The organism is Pseudomonas sp. FG47 (assembly GCF_057809115.1).
In genome coordinates, this window is sequence record NZ_JBMDJI010000048.1 from 13,077 (window position 1) to 32,064 (window position 18,988).

Annotated in this window: 18 protein-coding genes; 12 read left to right on the plus strand and 6 right to left on the minus strand. The window is 64.8% G+C overall.

The features are described 5' to 3' along the window. Positions 1–22: 22 nt before the first annotated feature. The 8 genes from gcl to ACODS5_RS22700 all read left to right on the plus strand — a co-directional run bounded on the left by gcl (position 23) and on the right by ACODS5_RS22700 (position 9,553). Complete coding sequence (gene gcl / locus ACODS5_RS22665; protein ID WP_489109707.1) at positions 23–1,798, plus strand: glyoxylate carboligase; 1,776 nt, start codon at positions 23–25, stop codon at positions 1,796–1,798. A 52-nt stretch (positions 1,799–1,850) separates the two neighbouring features. Further along, on the plus strand, positions 1,851–2,633 hold the full coding sequence (gene hyi, locus ACODS5_RS22670) for a hydroxypyruvate isomerase (RefSeq protein ID WP_046856495.1): 783 nt from the start codon (positions 1,851–1,853) through the stop codon (positions 2,631–2,633). Between the two features lie 81 nt (positions 2,634–2,714). After that, a complete protein-coding gene (locus tag ACODS5_RS22675) occupies positions 2,715–3,608 on the plus strand; it encodes a 2-hydroxy-3-oxopropionate reductase (RefSeq protein WP_023631172.1) in 894 nt (297 codons plus the stop codon). 179 nt (positions 3,609–3,787) lie between these two features. Continuing rightward, complete coding sequence (locus ACODS5_RS22680) at positions 3,788–5,062, plus strand: glycerate kinase type-2 family protein (protein WP_134694019.1); 1,275 nt, start codon at positions 3,788–3,790, stop codon at positions 5,060–5,062. Further along, entirely contained in the window at positions 5,059–6,474 is a 1,416-nt protein-coding gene (gene pyk, locus ACODS5_RS22685; protein WP_134694020.1) for a pyruvate kinase, read from the plus strand. The genes ACODS5_RS22680 and pyk overlap by 4 nt, the downstream gene beginning before the upstream one ends. A 208-nt stretch (positions 6,475–6,682) precedes the next feature. After that, positions 6,683–7,558: an urea transporter gene (locus tag ACODS5_RS22690; protein ID WP_489109708.1), complete on the plus strand. Its 876-nt coding sequence runs from the start codon at positions 6,683–6,685 to the stop codon at positions 7,556–7,558. 45 nt (positions 7,559–7,603) lie between these two features. Continuing rightward, positions 7,604–8,440 (plus strand): ion transporter, encoded by an 837-nt coding sequence (locus ACODS5_RS22695; protein ID WP_134694022.1) that lies wholly within the window; start codon positions 7,604–7,606, stop codon positions 8,438–8,440. Positions 8,441–8,554: 114 nt separating this feature from the next. Then, positions 8,555–9,553 carry a sulfate ABC transporter substrate-binding protein gene (locus ACODS5_RS22700; RefSeq protein WP_134694023.1) on the plus strand — a complete coding sequence of 333 codons (999 nt, stop codon included), beginning with the start codon at positions 8,555–8,557 and terminating at the stop codon, positions 9,551–9,553. Positions 9,554–9,618: 65 nt separating this feature from the next. Here the strand turns inward: ACODS5_RS22700 and ACODS5_RS22705 are convergent, their stop codons facing one another. Continuing rightward, a complete protein-coding gene (locus ACODS5_RS22705) occupies positions 9,619–10,548 on the minus strand; it encodes a class I SAM-dependent methyltransferase (protein WP_489109709.1) in 930 nt (309 codons plus the stop codon). 161 nt (positions 10,549–10,709) lie between these two features. On the opposite strand from ACODS5_RS22705, the gene ACODS5_RS22710 reads away from it, so the two are divergent. Beyond that, positions 10,710–11,339 carry a DsbA family oxidoreductase gene (locus ACODS5_RS22710; protein ID WP_489109710.1) on the plus strand — a complete coding sequence of 210 codons (630 nt, stop codon included), beginning with the start codon at positions 10,710–10,712 and terminating at the stop codon, positions 11,337–11,339. A 10-nt stretch (positions 11,340–11,349) separates the two neighbouring features. On the opposite strand, the gene ACODS5_RS22715 is transcribed toward ACODS5_RS22710, so the two are convergent. Beyond that, the gene (locus ACODS5_RS22715; RefSeq protein WP_134694026.1) at positions 11,350–12,252 is read right to left on the minus strand and encodes a LysR family transcriptional regulator; all 903 of its coding nucleotides are present in this window, start codon (positions 12,250–12,252) and stop codon (positions 11,350–11,352) included. Between the two features lie 25 nt (positions 12,253–12,277). Further along, positions 12,278–13,177, minus strand: coding sequence for a DMT family transporter (locus ACODS5_RS22720; protein ID WP_489109711.1), 900 nt, complete (start codon positions 13,175–13,177; stop codon positions 12,278–12,280). 133 nt (positions 13,178–13,310) lie between these two features. On the opposite strand from ACODS5_RS22720, the gene ACODS5_RS22725 reads away from it, so the two are divergent. From ACODS5_RS22725 to ACODS5_RS22735, 3 genes are all read left to right on the plus strand, one after another. Further along, a complete protein-coding gene (locus ACODS5_RS22725; RefSeq protein ID WP_134694028.1) occupies positions 13,311–13,748 on the plus strand; it encodes an Lrp/AsnC family transcriptional regulator in 438 nt (145 codons plus the stop codon). A 533-nt stretch (positions 13,749–14,281) separates the two neighbouring features. Then, positions 14,282–15,817 carry an NCS1 family nucleobase:cation symporter-1 gene (locus ACODS5_RS22730; protein WP_489109712.1) on the plus strand — a complete coding sequence of 512 codons (1,536 nt, stop codon included), beginning with the start codon at positions 14,282–14,284 and terminating at the stop codon, positions 15,815–15,817. Between the two features lie 17 nt (positions 15,818–15,834). Beyond that, complete coding sequence (locus ACODS5_RS22735) at positions 15,835–16,563, plus strand: aspartate/glutamate racemase family protein (RefSeq protein WP_134694030.1); 729 nt, start codon at positions 15,835–15,837, stop codon at positions 16,561–16,563. Between the two features lie 90 nt (positions 16,564–16,653). Here ACODS5_RS22735 and ACODS5_RS22740 read toward each other — a convergent pair whose 3' ends face one another. The 3 genes from ACODS5_RS22740 to ACODS5_RS22750 form a co-directional block, all read right to left on the minus strand. Continuing rightward, positions 16,654–17,847, minus strand: a complete 1,194-nt coding sequence (locus ACODS5_RS22740; protein ID WP_489109713.1) for a D-amino acid dehydrogenase — start codon at positions 17,845–17,847, stop codon at positions 16,654–16,656. A 196-nt stretch (positions 17,848–18,043) separates the two neighbouring features. Further along, a complete protein-coding gene (locus tag ACODS5_RS22745; RefSeq protein WP_489109714.1) occupies positions 18,044–18,382 on the minus strand; it encodes an FKBP-type peptidyl-prolyl cis-trans isomerase in 339 nt (112 codons plus the stop codon). A 75-nt stretch (positions 18,383–18,457) separates the two neighbouring features. Continuing rightward, on the minus strand, positions 18,458–18,871 hold the full coding sequence (locus ACODS5_RS22750; RefSeq protein WP_134694033.1) for a GFA family protein: 414 nt from the start codon (positions 18,869–18,871) through the stop codon (positions 18,458–18,460). Between the last annotated feature and the right edge of the window lie 117 nt (positions 18,872–18,988).

The following is an 18,988-nucleotide window of genomic DNA, read 5'->3' on the forward strand; positions in this document are numbered from 1 at the left end:
CAAAATCGATGAGGCACAAACCATGAGCAAAATGAGAGCAATCGATGCAGCCGTTCTGGTCATGCGCCGTGAAGGTGTAGATACCGCGTTCGGCATTCCCGGCGCCGCGATCAACCCGCTGTACTCGGCCCTGAAAAAAGTCGGCGGCATCGATCACGTCCTCGCTCGCCACGTCGAAGGCGCCTCGCACATGGCCGAGGGCTACACCCGCGCCAACCCGGGCAACATCGGCGTGTGCATCGGCACCTCCGGCCCCGCCGGCACCGACATGGTCACCGGCCTGTACAGCGCCTCGGCCGACTCCATCCCGATTCTCTGCATCACCGGCCAGGCCCCGCGTGCCCGCCTGCACAAGGAAGACTTCCAGGCCGTCGACATCACCAGCATCGTCAAGCCGGTGACCAAGTGGGCGACCACCGTGCTGGAGCCGGGCCAGGTGCCTTACGCCTTCCAGAAGGCCTTCTATGAAATGCGCACCGGCCGCCCAGGCCCGGTGCTGATCGACCTGCCGTTCGACGTGCAGATGGCCGAGATCGAGTTCGACATCGATGCCTACGAGCCGCTGCCCGTGAGCAAGCCAGCCGCGACTCGCAAGCAGGCGGAAAAAGCCCTGGCCATGCTCAATGACGCCGAACGTCCGCTGCTGGTGGCCGGTGGCGGCATCATCAACGCCGACGCCAGCGACAAGCTGGTCGCGTTCGCCGAACTGACTGGCGTGCCGGTGGTACCGACCCTGATGGGCTGGGGCACCCTCCCGGACGACCACGAACTGATGGTCGGCATGGTCGGCCTGCAAACCTCGCACCGCTACGGCAACGCCACGCTGCTCAAGTCCGACCTGGTGTTCGGCATCGGCAACCGCTGGGCCAACCGCCACACCGGCTCCGTCGACGTCTACACCGAAGGCCGCAAGTTCGTGCACGTAGACATCGAACCGACCCAGATCGGCCGCGTGTTCACCCCGGACCTGGGCATCGTCTCCGACGCAGGCGCCGCCCTGGAAGTGTTGCTCGAAGTGGCCCGCGAATGGAAAGCCGCAGGCCTGCTCAAGTGCCGCAAGGCCTGGCTGGAAGACTGCCAGCAGCGCAAGGCTACCCTGCAGCGCAAGACCAACTTCGACAACGTGCCGGTCAAGCCGCAGCGCGTGTACCAGGAAATGAACGAAGTGTTCGGCAAGGACACCACCTACGTCAGCACCATCGGCCTGTCGCAGATCGCCGGCGCGCAGTTCCTGCACGTGTACAAGCCGCGCCACTGGATCAACTGCGGCCAGGCCGGCCCGCTGGGCTGGACCATCCCGGCCGCGTTGGGTGTCGTCAAGGCCGACCCGAAACGCAAGGTGGTCGCGCTGTCCGGTGACTACGACTTCCAGTTCATGATCGAAGAGCTGGCAGTTGGCGCGCAGTTCAACCTGCCCTACGTCCACGTGCTGGTGAACAACGCCTACCTCGGCCTGATCCGCCAGGCGCAGCGTGGCTTCGACATGGATTACTGTGTACAACTGGCGTTCGAGAACATCAATTCCACCGACGCCGCCACCTACGGTGTCGACCACGTCGCCGTGGTCGAGGGCCTGGGCTGCAAGGCCCTGCGCGTGTTCGAACCGGCCGAGATCGCCCCTGCCCTGCTCAAGGCACAGAAGATGGCCGAAGAGTTCCGCGTGCCGGTGGTGGTCGAAGTGATTCTCGAGCGTGTGACCAACATTTCCATGGGCACCGAGATCAACGCGGTCAACGAGTTCGAAGACCTCGCCCTGGTCGGCAACGACGCGCCGACCGCCATCTCGCTGCTGGACTGATCGCCTGACGCCCCCGCGCCGCGCGGGGGTAATCAACGCAAGGAGACGACTTATGCCTCGCTTCGCCGCCAACCTGTCCATGCTGTTCACCGAACAGGACTTCCTGGCTCGCTTCAAGGCCGCCGCCGACGCTGGTTTCAGCGGCGTCGAATACCTCTTCCCGTACGATTTCAGCGCCGCCGAGATCAAGCAGCAGCTCGACGCCCATGGCCTGACCCAGGTGCTGTTCAACCTGCCGGCCGGCGACTGGTCGAAAGGTGAGCGCGGCATCACCTGCCACCCCGACCGCGTCGAAGAGTTCCGCGCCGGTGTCGACAAGGCCATCGAGTACGCCAAGGTGCTGGGCAACACCCAGGTCAACGCCCTGGCCGGCATCCGCCCGCAAGGCCCGGACTGCGCCACCGTGCGCAAGACCTTCGTGGAAAACCTGCGCTACGCCGCCGACAAGCTCAAGGCCGCCGGCATCCGCCTGGTCATGGAAATGATCAACACCCGCGACATCCCGGGCTTCTACCTGAACACCACGAAACAGGCCCTGGAAATCCAGGCCGAGGTGGGCAGCGACAACCTGTTCCTGCAGTACGACATCTACCACATGCAGATCATGGAAGGTGACCTGGCGCGTACCCTGGAAACCAACCTCAAGCTGATCAACCACGTGCAGCTGGCCGACAACCCGGGCCGCCACGAGCCAGGCACCGGCGAGATCAACTACCGCTTCCTGTTCGAGCACCTGGACCGCATCGGCTACCAGGGCTGGGTGGGCGCGGAGTACAAGCCCAAGACCACCACCGAAGCCGGCCTGGGCTGGCTGAAGACGCATAACGCAATCTGAAGGCCGAGCGCAGGCCTGCTCCTGAAAGGCCTGCTCCGCCTGCTCCATCGAGATTCAACAATTACAACGAGGTAATCTCTCATGGCTAAAATCGGTTTCATCGGCACCGGCATCATGGGCAACCCCATGGCCCAGAACCTGCAAAAAGCAGGTCACAGCATCTTCGTTTCGACCCACCACGACGCAGCTCCGGCCAACCTGATCGCCGCTGGCGGCGTGGCCCTGGCCAATCCGAAGGAAGTGGCCCAGGAGGCTGAGTTCATCATCGTCATGGTGCCCGACACCCCACAGGTCGAAAGCGTGCTGTTCGGTGAAAACGGCGTCGCCGAGGGCGTGGGCCCGAACAAGGTGGTGATCGACATGAGCTCGATCTCGCCTACCGCCACCAAAGCCTTCGCCGAGAAGATCAAGGCCACTGGCGCCGCCTACCTGGACGCCCCGGTGTCCGGCGGCGAAGTCGGCGCCAAGGCCGCGACCCTGAGCATCATGGTCGGCGGTTGCCCGAAAGCCTTCGAGCGCGCCCTGCCGCTGTTCGAAGCCATGGGCAAGAACATCACCCGCGTCGGCGGCAACGGCGATGGCCAGACTGCCAAGGTGGCCAACCAGATCATCGTCGCCCTGAACATCCAGGCCGTTGCCGAAGCCCTGCTGTTCGCCGCCAAGAACGGCGCCGACCCGGCCAAGGTGCGTGAAGCCCTGATGGGCGGCTTCGCCTCCTCGAAGATTCTCGAGGTGCATGCCGAGCGCATGATCAAAGGCACCTTCGACCCGGGCTTCCGCATCAACCTGCACCAGAAGGACCTGAACCTGGCCCTGCAAGGCGCCAAGGAGCTGGGCATCAACCTGCCCAACACCTCCAATGCCCAGCAAGTATTCAACACCTGCCAGGCGCTGGGCGGCGGCAACTGGGACCACTCGGCGCTGATCAAGGGCCTGGAACATATGGCCAACTTCTCGATCCGCGACGACAAGTGATTTGAGGCAGCTGTTCGCCGGCAAGCCGGCTCCTACAGGTTCGACGCTATCCCCGTAGGAGCCGGCTTGCCGGCGAACCGCCCCACACCGAGCAACACCCGCCCCTGGTTCGGCCTGCACGGAGGCAGTTCCAGGGGCGTTTTCGATTTTGCAGAACAACAAGAATCTGGGAGCCTGCCATGTCGGTCGATCCACAAAAATTCCTGCGCGAGCTGTTCGACACAGCCATCGCCGCCGCCCACCCCCGTCAGGTCCTCGAACCCCACCTGCCCGCCGACCGTAGCGGCCGGGTCATCGTCATCGGCGCCGGCAAGGCCGCCGCCGCCATGGCCGAAGTGGTCGAGAAGAGCTGGCAGGGCGAAGTCTCGGGCCTGGTCGTGACGCGCTACGGCCACGGCGCCAACTGCCAGAAGATCGAGGTGGTCGAAGCCGCCCACCCGGTCCCCGATGCCGCCGGCCTGGCCGTGGCCAAGCGCGTGCTCGCGCTGGTCAGCAACCTGAGCGAAGACGACCGCGTCATCTTTCTGCTCTCCGGCGGCGGTTCTGCCCTGCTGGCCTTGCCCGCCGAAGGCCTGAGCCTGGCGGACAAGCAGCAGATCAACAAAGCCTTGCTGAAATCCGGCGCCACCATCGGCGAGATGAACTGCGTGCGCAAGCACCTCTCGGCGATCAAGGGCGGCCGCCTGGCCAAGGCCTGCTGGCCGGCCACCGTCTACACCTACGCCATTTCCGATGTGCCCGGCGACCTGGCCACGGTCATCGCCTCCGGCCCCACCGTGGCCGACCCCAGCACCTCGGCCGATGCCCTGGCGATCCTCAAGCGCTACAACATCGAAGCGCCCAAGGCCGTCATCGACTGGCTCAACAATCCGGCTTCGGAAACCGTCAAGGCCGACGACCCCACCCTGTCGCGCAGCCACTTCCAGCTGATCGCCCGGCCCCAGCAATCGCTCGAAGCCGCCGCGGTGAAAGCCCGCCAGGCCGGCTTCAGCCCGCTGATCCTCGGCGACCTGGAAGGCGAGTCGCGCGAGGTGGCCAAGGTGCATGCCGGCATCGCCCGCCAGGTCGTCCTGCACGGCCAGCCGCTGAAGGCGCCCTGCGTGATCCTCTCCGGCGGCGAGACCACCGTCACCGTGCGCGGTAACGGCCGTGGCGGGCGCAACGCCGAGTTCCTGCTCAGTCTCACGGAAAACCTCAAGGGCCTGCCGGGCGTGTACGCCCTGGCCGGTGATACCGACGGTATCGACGGCTCCGAGGACAACGCCGGCGCCTTCATGACCCCGGACAGCCACGCCCGTGCCGAGGCCCTGGGCCTGTCGGCCAGCGATGAGCTGGACAACAACAACGGTTATGGCTACTTCGCCGCCCTCGACGCGTTGATCGTCACCGAGCCGACCCGCACCAACGTCAACGATTTCCGCGCCATCCTGATCCTCGAGACTGCCCAATCATGACGCCTGATAAAAAAGTAAAAATCCTCGCCACCCTCGGGCCTGCGATCAAGGGCATCGATGACATCCGCCAGCTGGTCGAAGCCGGGGTGAACATCTTCCGCCTCAACTTCAGCCACGGCGAACACGCCGACCACGCCCTGCGCTACCAGTGGATCCGCGAAGTCGAGCAGCAGCTCAACTACCCCCTGGGCATACTCATGGACCTGCAGGGTCCGAAGCTGCGCGTCGGCCGCTTCGCCGACGGCAAGGTGCAACTGCAACGCGGCCAGGCCCTGCGCCTGGACCTGGACAAGGCTCCGGGCGACAGCCGCCGCGTGAACCTGCCACACCCAGAAATCATCGCCGCGCTGCAGCCTGGCATGGACCTGCTGCTCGATGACGGCAAGCTACGCCTGCGGGTGACCGCCAAGCACAGCGACGCCATCGACACCGAAGTACTGGCCGGCGGCGAGCTGTCCGACCGCAAAGGTGTCAACGTGCCCCAGGCGGTGCTCGAGCTCTCCCCGCTCACCGAAAAGGACCGCCGCGACCTCACCTTCGGCCTGGAGCTGGGCGTGGACTGGGTGGCCCTGTCGTTCGTGCAGCGCCCGCAAGACATCCTCGAAGCACGCGAGCTGATCGGCGACCGCGCCTACCTGATGGCCAAGATCGAGAAGCCCTCGGCGGTCGAGCAACTGCCGGCCATCGCCGAGCTGTCCGACGCGATCATGGTCGCCCGTGGCGACCTGGGCGTGGAAGTGCCGGCCGAGAGCGTGCCGCAGATCCAGAAGGGCATCATCAATACCTGCCGCCAGTTGGGCAAGCCGGTGGTGGTGGCCACGCAGATGCTCGAATCCATGCGTTTTTCCCCGGCACCGACCCGCGCCGAGGTCACCGATGTGGCCAACGCCGTGGCCGAAGGCGCCGACGCGGTGATGCTGTCGGCCGAGACCGCCTCGGGCGACTACCCGCTGGAGGCCGTGCAGATGATGAGCAAGATCATCCGCCAGGTGGAAAACGGCCCGGACTACCAGGCCCAGCTCGACGTTGGCCGGCCCAAGGCCGAAGCCACCGTGTCGGATGCCATCAGCTGCGCGATCCGCCGCATCAGCGGCATCCTGCCGGTGGCGGTGCTGGTCAACTACAGTGAGTCGGGCAATTCCACCCTGCGCGCCGCCCGCGAGCGGCCACGGGCGCCAATCCTCAACCTGACGCCGAACCTGAACACCGCCCGCCGCCTGAGCGTGGCCTGGGGCGTGCACTCGGTGGTCAACGACCGCCTGCGCCAGGTCGACGAGGTGGTCTCCACGGCGCTGGAGATCGCCCAAGCGCAAGGCATGGCCAGCCGTGGCGACACGCTGCTGATCACCGCCGGTGTGCCTTTCGGCAAGCCGGGTTCGACTAATACGCTACGGATCGAGACATTGGTTTGAGATCGCCGGGGGCGCTTTGCGCCCCTTTCGCGGCACAAGGCCGCTCCTACAGGGATCGCACCCAGGCATGAATACACGATCCCTGTAGGAGCGGCCTTGTGTCGCGATTGGAGGGCGCAGCCCTCCCCGTACACCGATGTAACAGAGCTGCGCAAAACCGAGCCCCAAAGAGGCCCACCGCTCCCCCACCCACCTTGCCGACTGCCCCATGTACACCAAGAACTTCATCAACCCGTGCCCCGACTGGGCCACGGCCTTGTTCAACGGCTTCAGCCAGGTGCTGCTGCTGCGCAACCCTTTGTGCGGCCTGTGCTGCCTGCTGGCGATCCTGCTGACCGCGCCGAACCTGGTCGGCGGCGCCCTGCTCGGGGCCCTGGCCGGCCTGCTCACCGCCCAGCGCCGCGGCTACGAACGCGCCGACCGCCAGGCCGGGCTGTACTGCTACAACGGCGTGCTGATCGGCCTGCTGATCAGCGCCGTGCTGCCCTGGTCGGCGATCCTGCCGCCGCTGATCATCGCCGCCGGCGGCCTGTCGAGCATGCTCACCCACCAATGGCGCAAGCGCGGCGGCAAGCTGCTGATCGCCTACACCGCGCCGTTCGTGCTGCTCGGCTGGGCGACCCTGCTGCTGGCCAGCCCCGCGGCCAACGGCCCGGTCGAGGCCGATACGGCCTACGCCCTGCTGCGCGGGGTCGGACAGATCTTCCTGCTGGACAAGCCCATGGCCGGCCTGCTGATCGTCATCGGCCTGTACCTCGCCAACCCCTATGCCGCCACTTGGGCCCTGATCGGGTCAGCCATCGGCGGCGGCATCGCCTTGCTGGCGGGTGAAACCCAGGCTGCCTGGCTGGGGCTGTATGGCTTCAACGCCGCGTTGGCCGCCCTGGCCTTCAGCCGCCAGGGCGAGAAACCCTGGGTGACCTTGCTCGCCATCGCCTGTGCCCTGCTGCTGCAACCACTGTTCAACCTGCTGCCGATTGCCGGGCTGACCGCCCCGTTCGTGGTAGCCTGCTGGCTGCTGCACCTGGGCAGCCACCTGGCCCAGCTCAACCAGCGCCGCAACGCGCCCCGCTTGCACAGCTGAAACCCAGCCCCTAGGCTCTGCCCATTCGCACAAGGGAACGAGCCCATGGACAACCCTGCAAGCCTGCGCGAGCGGCTCTACGTCATCGTCTTCCAGACCGACACCACGGCTGGCAGACGCTTCGACAAGATTCTCCTGCTGATCATCCTCGCCAGCCTGGTGACGGTGATACTCGACAGCATCGATGAGGTACACCAGGGCTACGCCGGGCTGCTGGCCGGGATCGAGTGGGGCTTCACGGCGATCTTCCTCGCCGAATACATCACCCGCCTGTACTGCTCGCCCAAGCCGCTGCGCTACGCCTTCAGCTTCTACGGGCTGGTCGACCTGCTGGCGATCGTGCCGGGGATCATCGCCCTGTACTACAGCGACGCCCAGTACCTGCTGATCATCCGCGTGGTGCGCATGCTGCGGATCTTCCGCGTGCTCAAGCTCAGCCCCTACCTCAAGCAGGCCCACTACCTGCTGGCGGCGCTGCAGGGCAGCAAGCAGAAGATCATCGTGTTCCTGGTCAGCGTGTCGACCCTGGTGACCGTGTTCGGCACATTGATGTACGTGATCGAAGGGCCGGAGCATGGCTTCACCAGCATTCCCAAGGGCATCTACTGGGCCATCGTCACCCTCACCACCGTGGGCTTCGGCGATATCGTGCCGAGCACGCCGCTGGGGCAGGTGCTGTCGTCGCTGGTGATGATCACCGGTTACTCGATCATCGCCGTGCCCACCGGCATCTTCACCGCCGAACTGGCCAATGCCATGCGCGGCGAGCAGTTGCAGCATGACTGCCCGACCTGCGCCAAGAAGCACCATGAGCACGGCGCGGCGTTCTGTTCGCGGTGTGGCAATGCGTTGTTTCCCAAGCAACCGGCACAGGACCTGTAGGAGCGGCTTTGTGCCTGGCATAACCAAAGACTGTTTTGATCTTTAACCCTTGGCGAACCACCCGCTATAGTCGCAGGCATTCTGCCTACACCCTTTCAATAACAAGGACGCAACGTGAAAAAACTCTTCAGCGCCTCGCTGCTCGCCGCGGGCCTGGCCTTGGGCAGCCTCGCCCAAGCCGCCCCTACCTTGCTCAACGTGTCCTACGACGTGATGCGCGACTTCTACAAGGACTACAACCCGGCGTTCCAGAAGCACTGGGAGAAGGAGCACAACGAGAAGGTCAACCTGCAGATGTCCTTCGGCGGCTCTAGCAAGCAGGCGCGCGCCGTGATCGACGGCCTGCCGGCCGACGTCATCACCATGAACATGGCCACTGACATCAACGCCCTGGCCGACAACGGCAAGCTGGTGCCGGACAACTGGGTCACGCGCCTGCCGAACAACAGCGCACCGTTCACCTCGGCCACCGTGTTCATCGTGCGCAAGGGCAACCCCAAGGCGCTGAAGGACTGGCCCGACCTGCTCAAGGACGGCGTGCAGGTGATCGTGCCCAACCCGAAAACCTCGGGCAACGGTCGCTACACCTACCTCTCGGCCTGGGGCTACGTGCTCAAGCAAGGCGGTGACGAAAGCAAGGCCCGCGACTTCGTCGGCAAGCTGTTCAAGCAGGCACCGGTGCTGGATACCGGTGGCCGCGCCGCCACCACCACCTTCATGACCAACCAGATCGGCGATGTGCTGGTGACCTTCGAGAACGAGGCCGAGATGATCGCCCGCGAGTTCGGCCGCGACCAGTTCGAAGTGGTCTACCCTAGCGTGTCGGCCGAGGCCGAGCCGCCAGTGAGCGTGGTCGACAAGGTGGTGGCCAAGAAAGGCACCCAGGCCTTGGCCGAGGAATACCTGAAGTACCTGTGGTCGCCGGCGGCCCAGGAAATCGCCGCCAACAACTACCTGCGCCCACGTGACGCAACGGTGCTGGCCAAGTACACCGACCGCTTCCCGAAAGTGGACTTCCTGTCGGTGGAGAAAACCTTCGGTGACTGGCGCACCGTGCAGAAGACCCACTTCAACGACGGTGGCGTGTTCGACCAGATCTACACCAACCAGTAAAGCAAGCTGGCTCCTACAGGCCCACGCAACTTCCTGTAGGAGCCAGCTTGCTGGCGAACAGCATTTCAAGCCTGGGAACGGAACACCAACGCCTTCAGCCCACCTTCAGGGTCGGCATCCGCAAACTCCGGCGGGTTCGCCAACCGCTCGACGAACACCAACCCCGGCGCCTGCTCGGCCATGCCCTCGATGAGAAACTGCGGCCCGATCCCCGGATCGTTGACGCAGGCCAGTACCGTGCCGCTTTCAGTCAACAACTCCGGCAACCGCCGGAGGATCTTGGCGTAGTCCTGGGTCAGCACGAAGCTGCCGCGCTGGAACGTCGGCGGGTCGATGATGATCAGGTCGTACGGCCCATACTTGCGCACCTTGCCCCACGACTTGAACAGCTCGTGCCCCAGGTACGCCACGCGCGAGGCGTCATGGCCATTGAGGCGATGATTGTCGCGTCCGCGCGACAGCGCCGACTTGGCCATGTCCAGGTTGACCACCTGCTCGGCGCCACCGGCGATCGCGGCCACCGAGAATCCGCAGGTGTAGGCGAACAGGTTGAGCACCCGCTTGCCCGCTGCCTGCTCGCGCACCCAGCGCCGGCCATAACGCATGTCGAGGAACAGGCCGTTGTTCTGGCGCACGCCGAGGTCGAGCAGGTAGCTCAGGTCATCCTCGACCACTTCGCGCTGCTGGCAAGGTTCGCCGAGCAACCATTGGCCTGGGCTGTCGGGCAGGTAGCGGTGTTGCAGCAGCACGGCCTGGCCGGTCCACTGCGGGCGTTCGGCCAAGGCGCGCAGCATCGCCTCGAGCTCGGCCAACTGGCCCTCGGGCGGTTCGCGGAACAGCGCCACCAGCAGCACGCCGTCAAGCCAGTCGACGGTGATCTGCTCCAGCCCCGGCCAGCAGCGGCCACGGCCATGGAACAGGCGACGGGTTTCGCTCGGGGCGGGGTCGAGGGCGGCGAGCAGGTGTTGCTCGAGGGTGGCGATGGCTGGGCTCATGTAGGTCTTGGATCAGGCAAAAACGCCATTCTACCCGCTCGATGCCGGCGCTGGCCGCCATTGATGAACAGGATGAGTGAGTTGGCGCCATTTTTGTCGCTTTTTTCCCCGGCAGGTACTGGGGATAGTGCCGCCCTCCCCTTTTGCAAACGGAATTGCCCATGCACCCGCTCAAGGTCGAATTTTTCCACGATGCCGTCTGCGCCTGGTGTTTCGTGTTGGCGCCACGCCTGCAACAGCTGCAGGCCGAACTGAACCTGGACATCCAGCACCGCACCTTCATCCTGCAAACCAGCCGCGAGGCGATGATCGAGCGCTTTGGCTCGATGCCCCAGGCCAAGCAGACCATCCTCGAGCACTGGCGCGCCTGCGCCGAGGCCGAAGACACCCCACGCATCAACATCGAGGGCATGCGCCAACAGGCCTTCGACTACCCCACCGGCCTGCTCGCCGGCCTGGCCTGCCAGGCCGCCACGCTGCTGGCCGGCAACCCCGGTCACGCCAGGATGTTCGAACGCCTGCAAGAGGCGCACCTGGTGGAAAACCGCAACATCGGCGACCACGACACGGTACTGACCCTCGCCGAGGAAGCGGGCCTGGACACCGCGGCCTTTGCCTTGGCCTTCTACGAACAGGCTCCACAGTTGCTGCACGACGAACTGGCTATGGGGCAGCGCCTGGGCATCCGTTCGGTACCCAGTCTGGTGATCGACGGGCGCTACCTGGTATCAGGCGCCCTGGGCCTGGATGAGCTGCGCCAGGCCATGGCTCGCGTACGCGAGGCGCAATAGGCAAGTAGCCTCATGGCTCGACGGGACAGTGCTGCTGGCGACGCTGGCGCAAGGCCTGTGCCAGCCGCTGAACCTGTGGACTATGCCGATAGGCTTCTGGATAGCCCATGTACATCGGCACTTCGCGGGTCTGCTGGTGCTGTAGGTTGACCCGTCGCAAGCGCCCTTGCCGCAGTCCCGGGTTCACGCAGTGTTCCGGCAACCAGGCAAAACCCTGCCCCTGTTCGACAAAGCTTGCGGCGGTTGCCAGGCTGCTTACCGTCCAACGCTGGGAGGTGCCCAGCCAACCGCTGTTCTGCGAGTGACGGATGCCGGAGTCGCGAATGACCACCTGCCGATACGGCTTGATGTCATCCAGGCTCAGCTTGCCCCGCGCCAGGGCCAACGGATGCTCGGCACCGACCACGCAGACCAGGGTGATGTTCAGCAGCAGCTCCTGCACGTAACCCGGTGGCAGACGGCTGGCGATGGCCAGTTCGACCTTGCCGTCCTCGAGCAGCTCGCACGCGCCGGAAAGCGCAGGCTCGTACAGACGGATACGCTGATCCGGGTAGTCCCCGGCGAAATCCACCAGGGCCTGCTGCAGCACCTCGAGGGGGAACAATACATCCACCGCCAGCGCCTGTTCGCTGAACAACCCCGGCTGGTATTGGTTGGCCAGGTGCTCGAGCTTCTGCGCCGCGCCGAGCAGGTGCTTGGCCTGGGGCAGCAGCGCCTGGCCCAAGGGGGTAAGCACCGCCTTGCGCCCCTCGATGACAAACAACTCCTGGCCGAGCAACTGCGCCATGCGGTTGACCGCGTGGCTGACCGCCGACTGCGACTTGAACAGGCGCTCGCCGGCTTGCTGGAAGCCGCCGCATTCTACGGTGCAGACGAACGCCCGCCATTGTTCGAGACTGATTTTGGAAAACACCTCACCTCCTTGTTACAAAGCGCTATCACCATTGTCGCGCGGATGTCCCTGAAGCACGCCACCACCAGCCCTGCTGCATCCCCGCCGCCGCCAGCAGGATCAACCCCACCCCCAGCCATTGCAATGGCGCCAGGCGATGGCCGAAGGCGAACCAGTCGACCAGGATCGCCGCGATCGGATAGATGAACGACAAGGCCCCGGTCAACGCGGTGGGCAGACGCTGGATGGCGCTGTACAACAGCACGTACATCACCCCGGTATGAACCACGCCCAGGGTCAGCAGGCTACCCACTGCCGGCCACTCGCCCGGCAAGCCGCCAAGCGTGACCCAGGGCGCCAGCAGCAGCACGCCGGTGCTGACCTGCACCAGCGCGATCAGGTGCGGCGGGGTACCGGTCAGGCGCTTGATGATCAACGCCGCCAGCGCATACAAAAAAGCCGCGCCCAACGCCAGGGCGATCCCTAGCAGGTAGTCATCACCGCTGGCCTGGCCATTGCCATGGGCACCGACGATGGCCAGCATGCCGACGAAGGCCACGCTCAGCCAGGTCAGCTTGGCCAGGGTGATCTTTTCGCCGAGGAACAACGCCGCCAGCCCTACCAGCATGAACGGCTGGACGTTGTACACCGCCGTGCCGATGGCGATCGACGCCCGTGAGTAGGAAGCGAACAGCAACACCCAGTTGCCGACGATGGCCACCCCACTGACCACCGCCAGCAGGAAGGTGGCACGGGACAGCACGCCAGGTTTGAGAAAGCCCATGGCCGCGCAAATCACCAGCAAGGTCGCGGCGCCGAACACGCAACGCCAGAACACCACATCCAACACCGGTTGCCCGGACACCAGCACGAACCAGCCGATGGTGCCAGAGATCAGCATGGCGGCAATCATTTCCAGGGACCCACGACGCAGCCCATTGTCCATCTCACACCTCCTGTCGACGATGGCCACAGTATGCGCAGGCAAGCCTGCGACCTTCCAGCGGATTACCAAGGCAGAACGAGCTCATGGCCTTTACTATCAAGGCAAATTACACCAATTGCCTAACGAGGTAGCCATGACCGACGCCATCGACCAGTTACTGATCAGCGCCCTGATGGAGGATTCGCGCCGCTCGCTCAAAGCCCTGGCACAGATCAGCGGCCTGTCCGCGCCCAGTGTCAGTGAGCGCCTGCGGCGCCTGGAAGAACGCGGCGTGTTGCGCGGCTACACGGTCGAGGTCGACCCACGCTGCTTCGGCTACCAGTTGCAGGCCATTGTGCGCATCCGCCCCTTGCCTGGGCAGTTGCAGGAGGTGGAGCGGCAGATCGTCGCCATTGCCGAGTTCACCGAGTGCGACAAGGTCACCGGCGAGGACTGTTTCATCGCCCGCCTGCATGTGCGCTCGATGGAACAGCTCGATACCCTGCTCGACCGACTCAACGTACTGGCCGAGACCAACACCGCGATCATCAAGAAGACCCCGGTGAAGCGGCGGCTGCCGCCAATGGCCTGAGCGCGTTCAGGGATCGCGCTCAAGCCATGCGCCTCCCCTTTAGTAGCCAGTCTTGCAGGCGAACCGGACAAGCCGGTTGCTTTGACAAGCATCACACCGCCCAACATGTATACACAAACGTAACCTTAAGTGCCATTTTTGTGTGCACTTTTTCCGGCAACGCCCCATTGGGTTACACACTTCTAGCAACTAAATCTGACCGATCGATCAACTAACAGCACCACAACAAAATATAACCTGTTCATTTGGTCAGCTTATAACCAATTAGTTTCATCTACTTAGCTTTCAATCAGATAGATTCAAAGTAATGGCTCCGTAAATGCTGGTTTCTGACTGGCACGGAACTGGCTTTTGTGTGTCTGTGTTTTGTATACAAGTTCAACAAAACATAAATACACAAGAACCCGCAGCGTCGCCCCCAACGGCGACCGTTGCGCCCAGAACCCAGTGATGCCAACGCCTGCACCGACGAGATGGCGAGCCCGTGCGCCAGCGCCCGCTCATCGCAGTCACGCGCATCAGGAGCCGCCGGAATGAGTAGCAGCCTCCCCCTTGCCCCTGAACTTTCCGTTGCCAGCACCAGCCCCTCCAGTATCATCCTCGAAGGCCATCCGGCTGACCTCGAGCTGAGCCCGCGCCTGCACAACCGCGACCTGGCCCCGACCAAGCTCGCCGGACGCCGCTGGGGTGGCTACAGCATCTTCGCGCTGTGGACCAACGACGTGCACAACATAGCCAACTACTCCTTCGCCATGGGGCTGTTCGCCCTCGGCCTGGGTGGCTGGCAGATCCTCCTGTCGCTGGCGATCGGCGCGGCGCTGGTGTACTTCTTCATGAACCTGTCCGGCTACATGGGGCAGAAGACCGGGGTACCCTTCCCGGTGATCAGCCGCATCGCCTTCGGCATCCATGGCGCGCAGCTCCCGGCGCTGATCCGCGCGGTGATCGCCATCGCCTGGTTCGGCATCCAGACCTACCTGGCCTCGGTGGTGCTACGGGTGCTGCTCAGCGCGGTGTGGCCGCAGGTGGCAGCCTACGACCAGGACAGCATCCTCGGCCTGTCGAGCCTGGGCTGGACGTGCTTCGTGGCGATCTGGCTGGTGCAGTTGGTGATCCTCGCCTACGGCATGGAAATGGTCCGCCGCTACGAGGCCTTCGCCGGCCCAGTGATCTTGCTGACCGTGGCAAGCCTGGCGGTGTTCATGTACTTCAAGGCCGACGCGCGCATCGCCTGGTCGGTGGCAGCACCGCTGAGCGGCTACGAGATGTGGCGCAACATTTTCGCCGGCGGCGCCCTGTGGCTGGCGATCTACGGCACCCTGGTACTGAACTTCTGCGACTTCGCCCGCAGCGCGCCGTGCCGCAAGACCATCCGCGTCGGCAACTTCTGGGGCCTACCGGTGAACATCCTGGTGTTCGCCGCGATCACCGTCGTGCTGTGCGGCGCGCAGTTGCAGATCAACGGCCAGATCATCGCCAGCCCGACCCAGATCGTCGCCAGCATCCCCAACACTGCGTTCCTGGTGCTCGGCTGCCTGGCCTTCCTGATCGTCACCGTGGCGGTGAACATCATGGCCAATTTCGTCGCCCCGGCCTTCGTCCTCAGCAACTTGGCGCCGCGCCACCTGAACTTTCGTCGCGCTGGGCTGATCAGCGCCACCCTGGCGGTGGTGATCTTGCCGTGGAACCTCTACAACAGCCCCTTGGTGATCGTGTACTTCCTCTCCGCCCTGGGCGCCCTGCTCGGCCCGCTATACGGCGTGATCATGGCCGACTACTGGCTGCTGCGTAAGGGCCGCATCAACGTACCGCAGTTGTACAGCGAGAACCCTGCTGGCGCCTACCACTACAGCCGCGGCGTCAACCTGCGCGCGGTAGCGGCTTTCATCCCCGCCGCGCTGCTGGCCATCGTCCTGGCGCTGCTACCCAACTTCCATGGCGTCGCGCCGTTCTCCTGGCTGATCGGTGCCGGCATTGCCGCCGCCTTGTACCTGCTGGTCGCACCGCGCCACGGCCATTACCACGACGTCAGCGGCGAGTGCATCGCCGTCGACCACAGCAGCCATTGATTTCAGGGAGATCCGCCATGCGCATCCTGATCGCCAACGTCAACACCACCACCGCCATCACCGAGGCCATCGCCGAGCAAGCACGCAGCGCCGCGGCTCCGGGTACCGAGATCGTCGGCCTGACCCCATGGTTCGGCGCCGAATCGGTGGAGGGCAATTTCGAAAGCTACCTGGCCGCCATTGCCGTGATGGACCGGGTACTGGCCTACGACCAGCCCTATGACGCCGTCATCCAGGCCGGCTATGGCGAGCATGGCCGGGAAGGTTTGCAGGAGCTGCTGAACGTGCCGGTGGTGGACATCACCGATGCAGCCGCCAGCACCGCGATGTACCTGGGCCATGCCTATTCGGTGGTGACCACCCTGGACCGCACGGTGCCGCTGATCGAGGATCGCCTGAAACTGTCCGGTCTGTACGACCGCTGCGCCTCGGTACGCGCCAGCGGTCTGGCGGTGCTGGAGCTCGAAGCAGACCCGCAGCGTGCGGTGCAGGCCATCGTCGAACAGGCCGAGCGCGCCGTGCGCGAAGACAAGGCCGAGGTGATCTGCCTCGGCTGCGGCGGCATGGCTGGGCTCGACGAGCAGATCCGCCAGCGCACCGGGGTACCGGTGGTGGACGGCGTAAGCGCGGCGGTCACTATCGCCGAGTCATTGGTGCGCCTGGGCCTGAGTACCTCCAAGGTGCGCACCTATGCCACGCCACGGACCAAGCAGGTGCTGGGCTGGCCGATGCGTTTCGGCCGCTGATCTGCCCATCGCGGGGCAAGTCACGCGCCCACGCCTCGGTGGACGCGGCGGTGCGCCGATGCGAGTTGCCCCGCGCTCAGGTCAATGCACTCAGCGCAACATCTTCGCCAGCCGCTCAGCGCTGCCACATGCCAGGGTGAAGCCCAGGGCGCCATGCCCGAGGTTCAACCACAGGTTGCGATAGTGGGTGGCACCGATGATAGGTACACCGCTAGGCGTCGCCGGGCGCATTCCCGCCCACTCGACTGCCTGCTGGTAGTCGGCGGCCTGGGGCAGCGTCTCCCAGGCCAGCCGGCGCATGCTCCTGAGCCTGCCGGCATCGACCGACTCGTCATACCCGACGATGTCGACCATCGCCGCCACCCGCAACTGATCGTCCAACCTGGCGTAGACGACCTTACGCTCGTAGTCGGTAAGGCTTACCTCTGGTGCTTCGTGGGTGGCGCCAATCGGCGCGGTGAGGCTGTAGCCCTTGAGCGGATACACCGGCAGCTTGAGCCCCGGCAAGGTCAGGCCGGCGCTGCGGTGCCCGGCGCAGAGCACCAGGCGTTGCACCGCCAGGCGCTGCTGCCCAAGCTGCAGCGCGCTCACCCGTTGATCTTGCGCAACCAGCCGTGTCACCGGCTGGCCCAAGTGCATCCGGCAACGCCCCGAGGCCTGCAAGCGCTCGGCCAGGCGTAGGCAGAAACGGTGACAATCGGCGACCTCCTCGGCGGCGGTGAACACGCCGCCGACGAAAGGCGTCTGCGCCAGCGCCGGTTCGAGCCCCCGCACCGCCACGGCATCCAGTACCTGCTGGGTGTCGGGGTCGAGCAGTTGGGCGCGAGCCTGAGCAAAGGCACGTTGCGTGCGAAAGGCCACGAGCTTGCCGTTGCGCCGCCAGGCAAAACCGTCGAGTTCATCTTCTTCGCGCCAGCGCTGCAACGCCGCCTGGCTGTGCAGGGCAAGGCTCAGCAATTGCGCGGCGTTACGACGATTGACCGGGCGCCGGCAAGCCAACAGGAAGGCCACCAGCCAGCGCCACTGCGCCGGATCCAGGCGCAGACGCAAGCGCAGCGGCGAGTCGCCGCGCAGCAGCCAGCCAAGCGCCTGCCAGGGCACCCCGGCATCTGCCAGCGGCGCTACGTAACGATAGGACAGTTGCCCGCCATTGGCGAAGCTGGTGGCGCTGGCCAGGCTGTCGCGGGCCTCGACCAGGTCGACCTGCCAGCCATCACGCACCAGTGCGTAGGCCGTAGCCAGGCCAACCACGCCGCCGCCGATCACTGTCACCTGCTGGTTCATCCCTGCCTTCCTGTCCTGGGCGTCAGCAGCGACAGTACCAGCAACCGAGGCAAGACGACATTGCCCCGCGGCCGAAGCCGCAGGGCATCCTTGTCGTGATCGCCATCCGTGGCGGGATCGTCCGTGACTACGCGTGCCGTTCCGTGGACAGGCTCGAGGTTAGCGCGGTTGTGTTGCCGAATTATTGCGTGGCGGATCAGTCGTCGCGGGTCAGCACTTCCAGCAGTTCGATCTCGAAGGTCAGGTCCGAATTCGGCGGGATCGCGCCCATGCTGCGTTCGCCGTAACCCAGGTGCGCCGGCACCAGCAGCTTGCGCTTGCCGCCGACGCGCATGCCCATCAGGCCCTGGTCCCAGCCCTTGATTACCCGGCCGGTGCCGATCACGCACTGGAACGGCTTGCCGCGCGTCCAGGACGAGTCGAACTCGCTGCCGTCGGCCAGGGTGCCGCGGTACTGGGTGGTGATCAGCGCGCCCTTGACCACGGCCTTGCCGTCGCCTTGCTGGAGATCGATGACTTGCAGCTCACTGCTCATGGCAGGTTCCTCGAAGCGGTTTTTCAGTGGCCGCCGTTTTCTCAGGAATGTCGCGGTTTGGCAAGGTGGGCAGGTTCACGACGGGGCGAATTGATCGAACACCTGCTGGCCGGTGAGGTTCTCGGTTTGGTTGCTGAAGCAGTACCAGGTGGGTTTTTCGTCGATGAAGATCTGTTCGGTGAAAGTCCAGTCTTCCTCACCGTCTATCACGCCGACCGGCACGACGTGGAGGCCGCTCTCTTTCAGGCGGTAGAACAGGTGCGTGCCGCAGTGAGCGCAGAAGCCGCGTTCGGCCCAGGGGGATGAGTCGTAGACGCTGGGCGCGGGGCCTTCGATCTCTGGGGGGTGGCTGCACTGCACCGCCAGCAGCGGGCCACCGGTCCACTTGCGGCACATGCTGCAGTGGCAGGCGCTGACGTGGGTGCTTTCCAGGGTGAGTTTCAGGTGGGTGGCCTGGCACAGGCAGGTGCCTTGTTTTTCCAGGGGCATTGGGGGCTCCTTGCTGTTGTTTTTTGGGGGATTGGGAGTATAGGTCGTGGATTGGATCTGGGTCTGGATCTGGATCTGGATCTGGATCTGGATCTGGATCTGGATCTGGATCTGGAT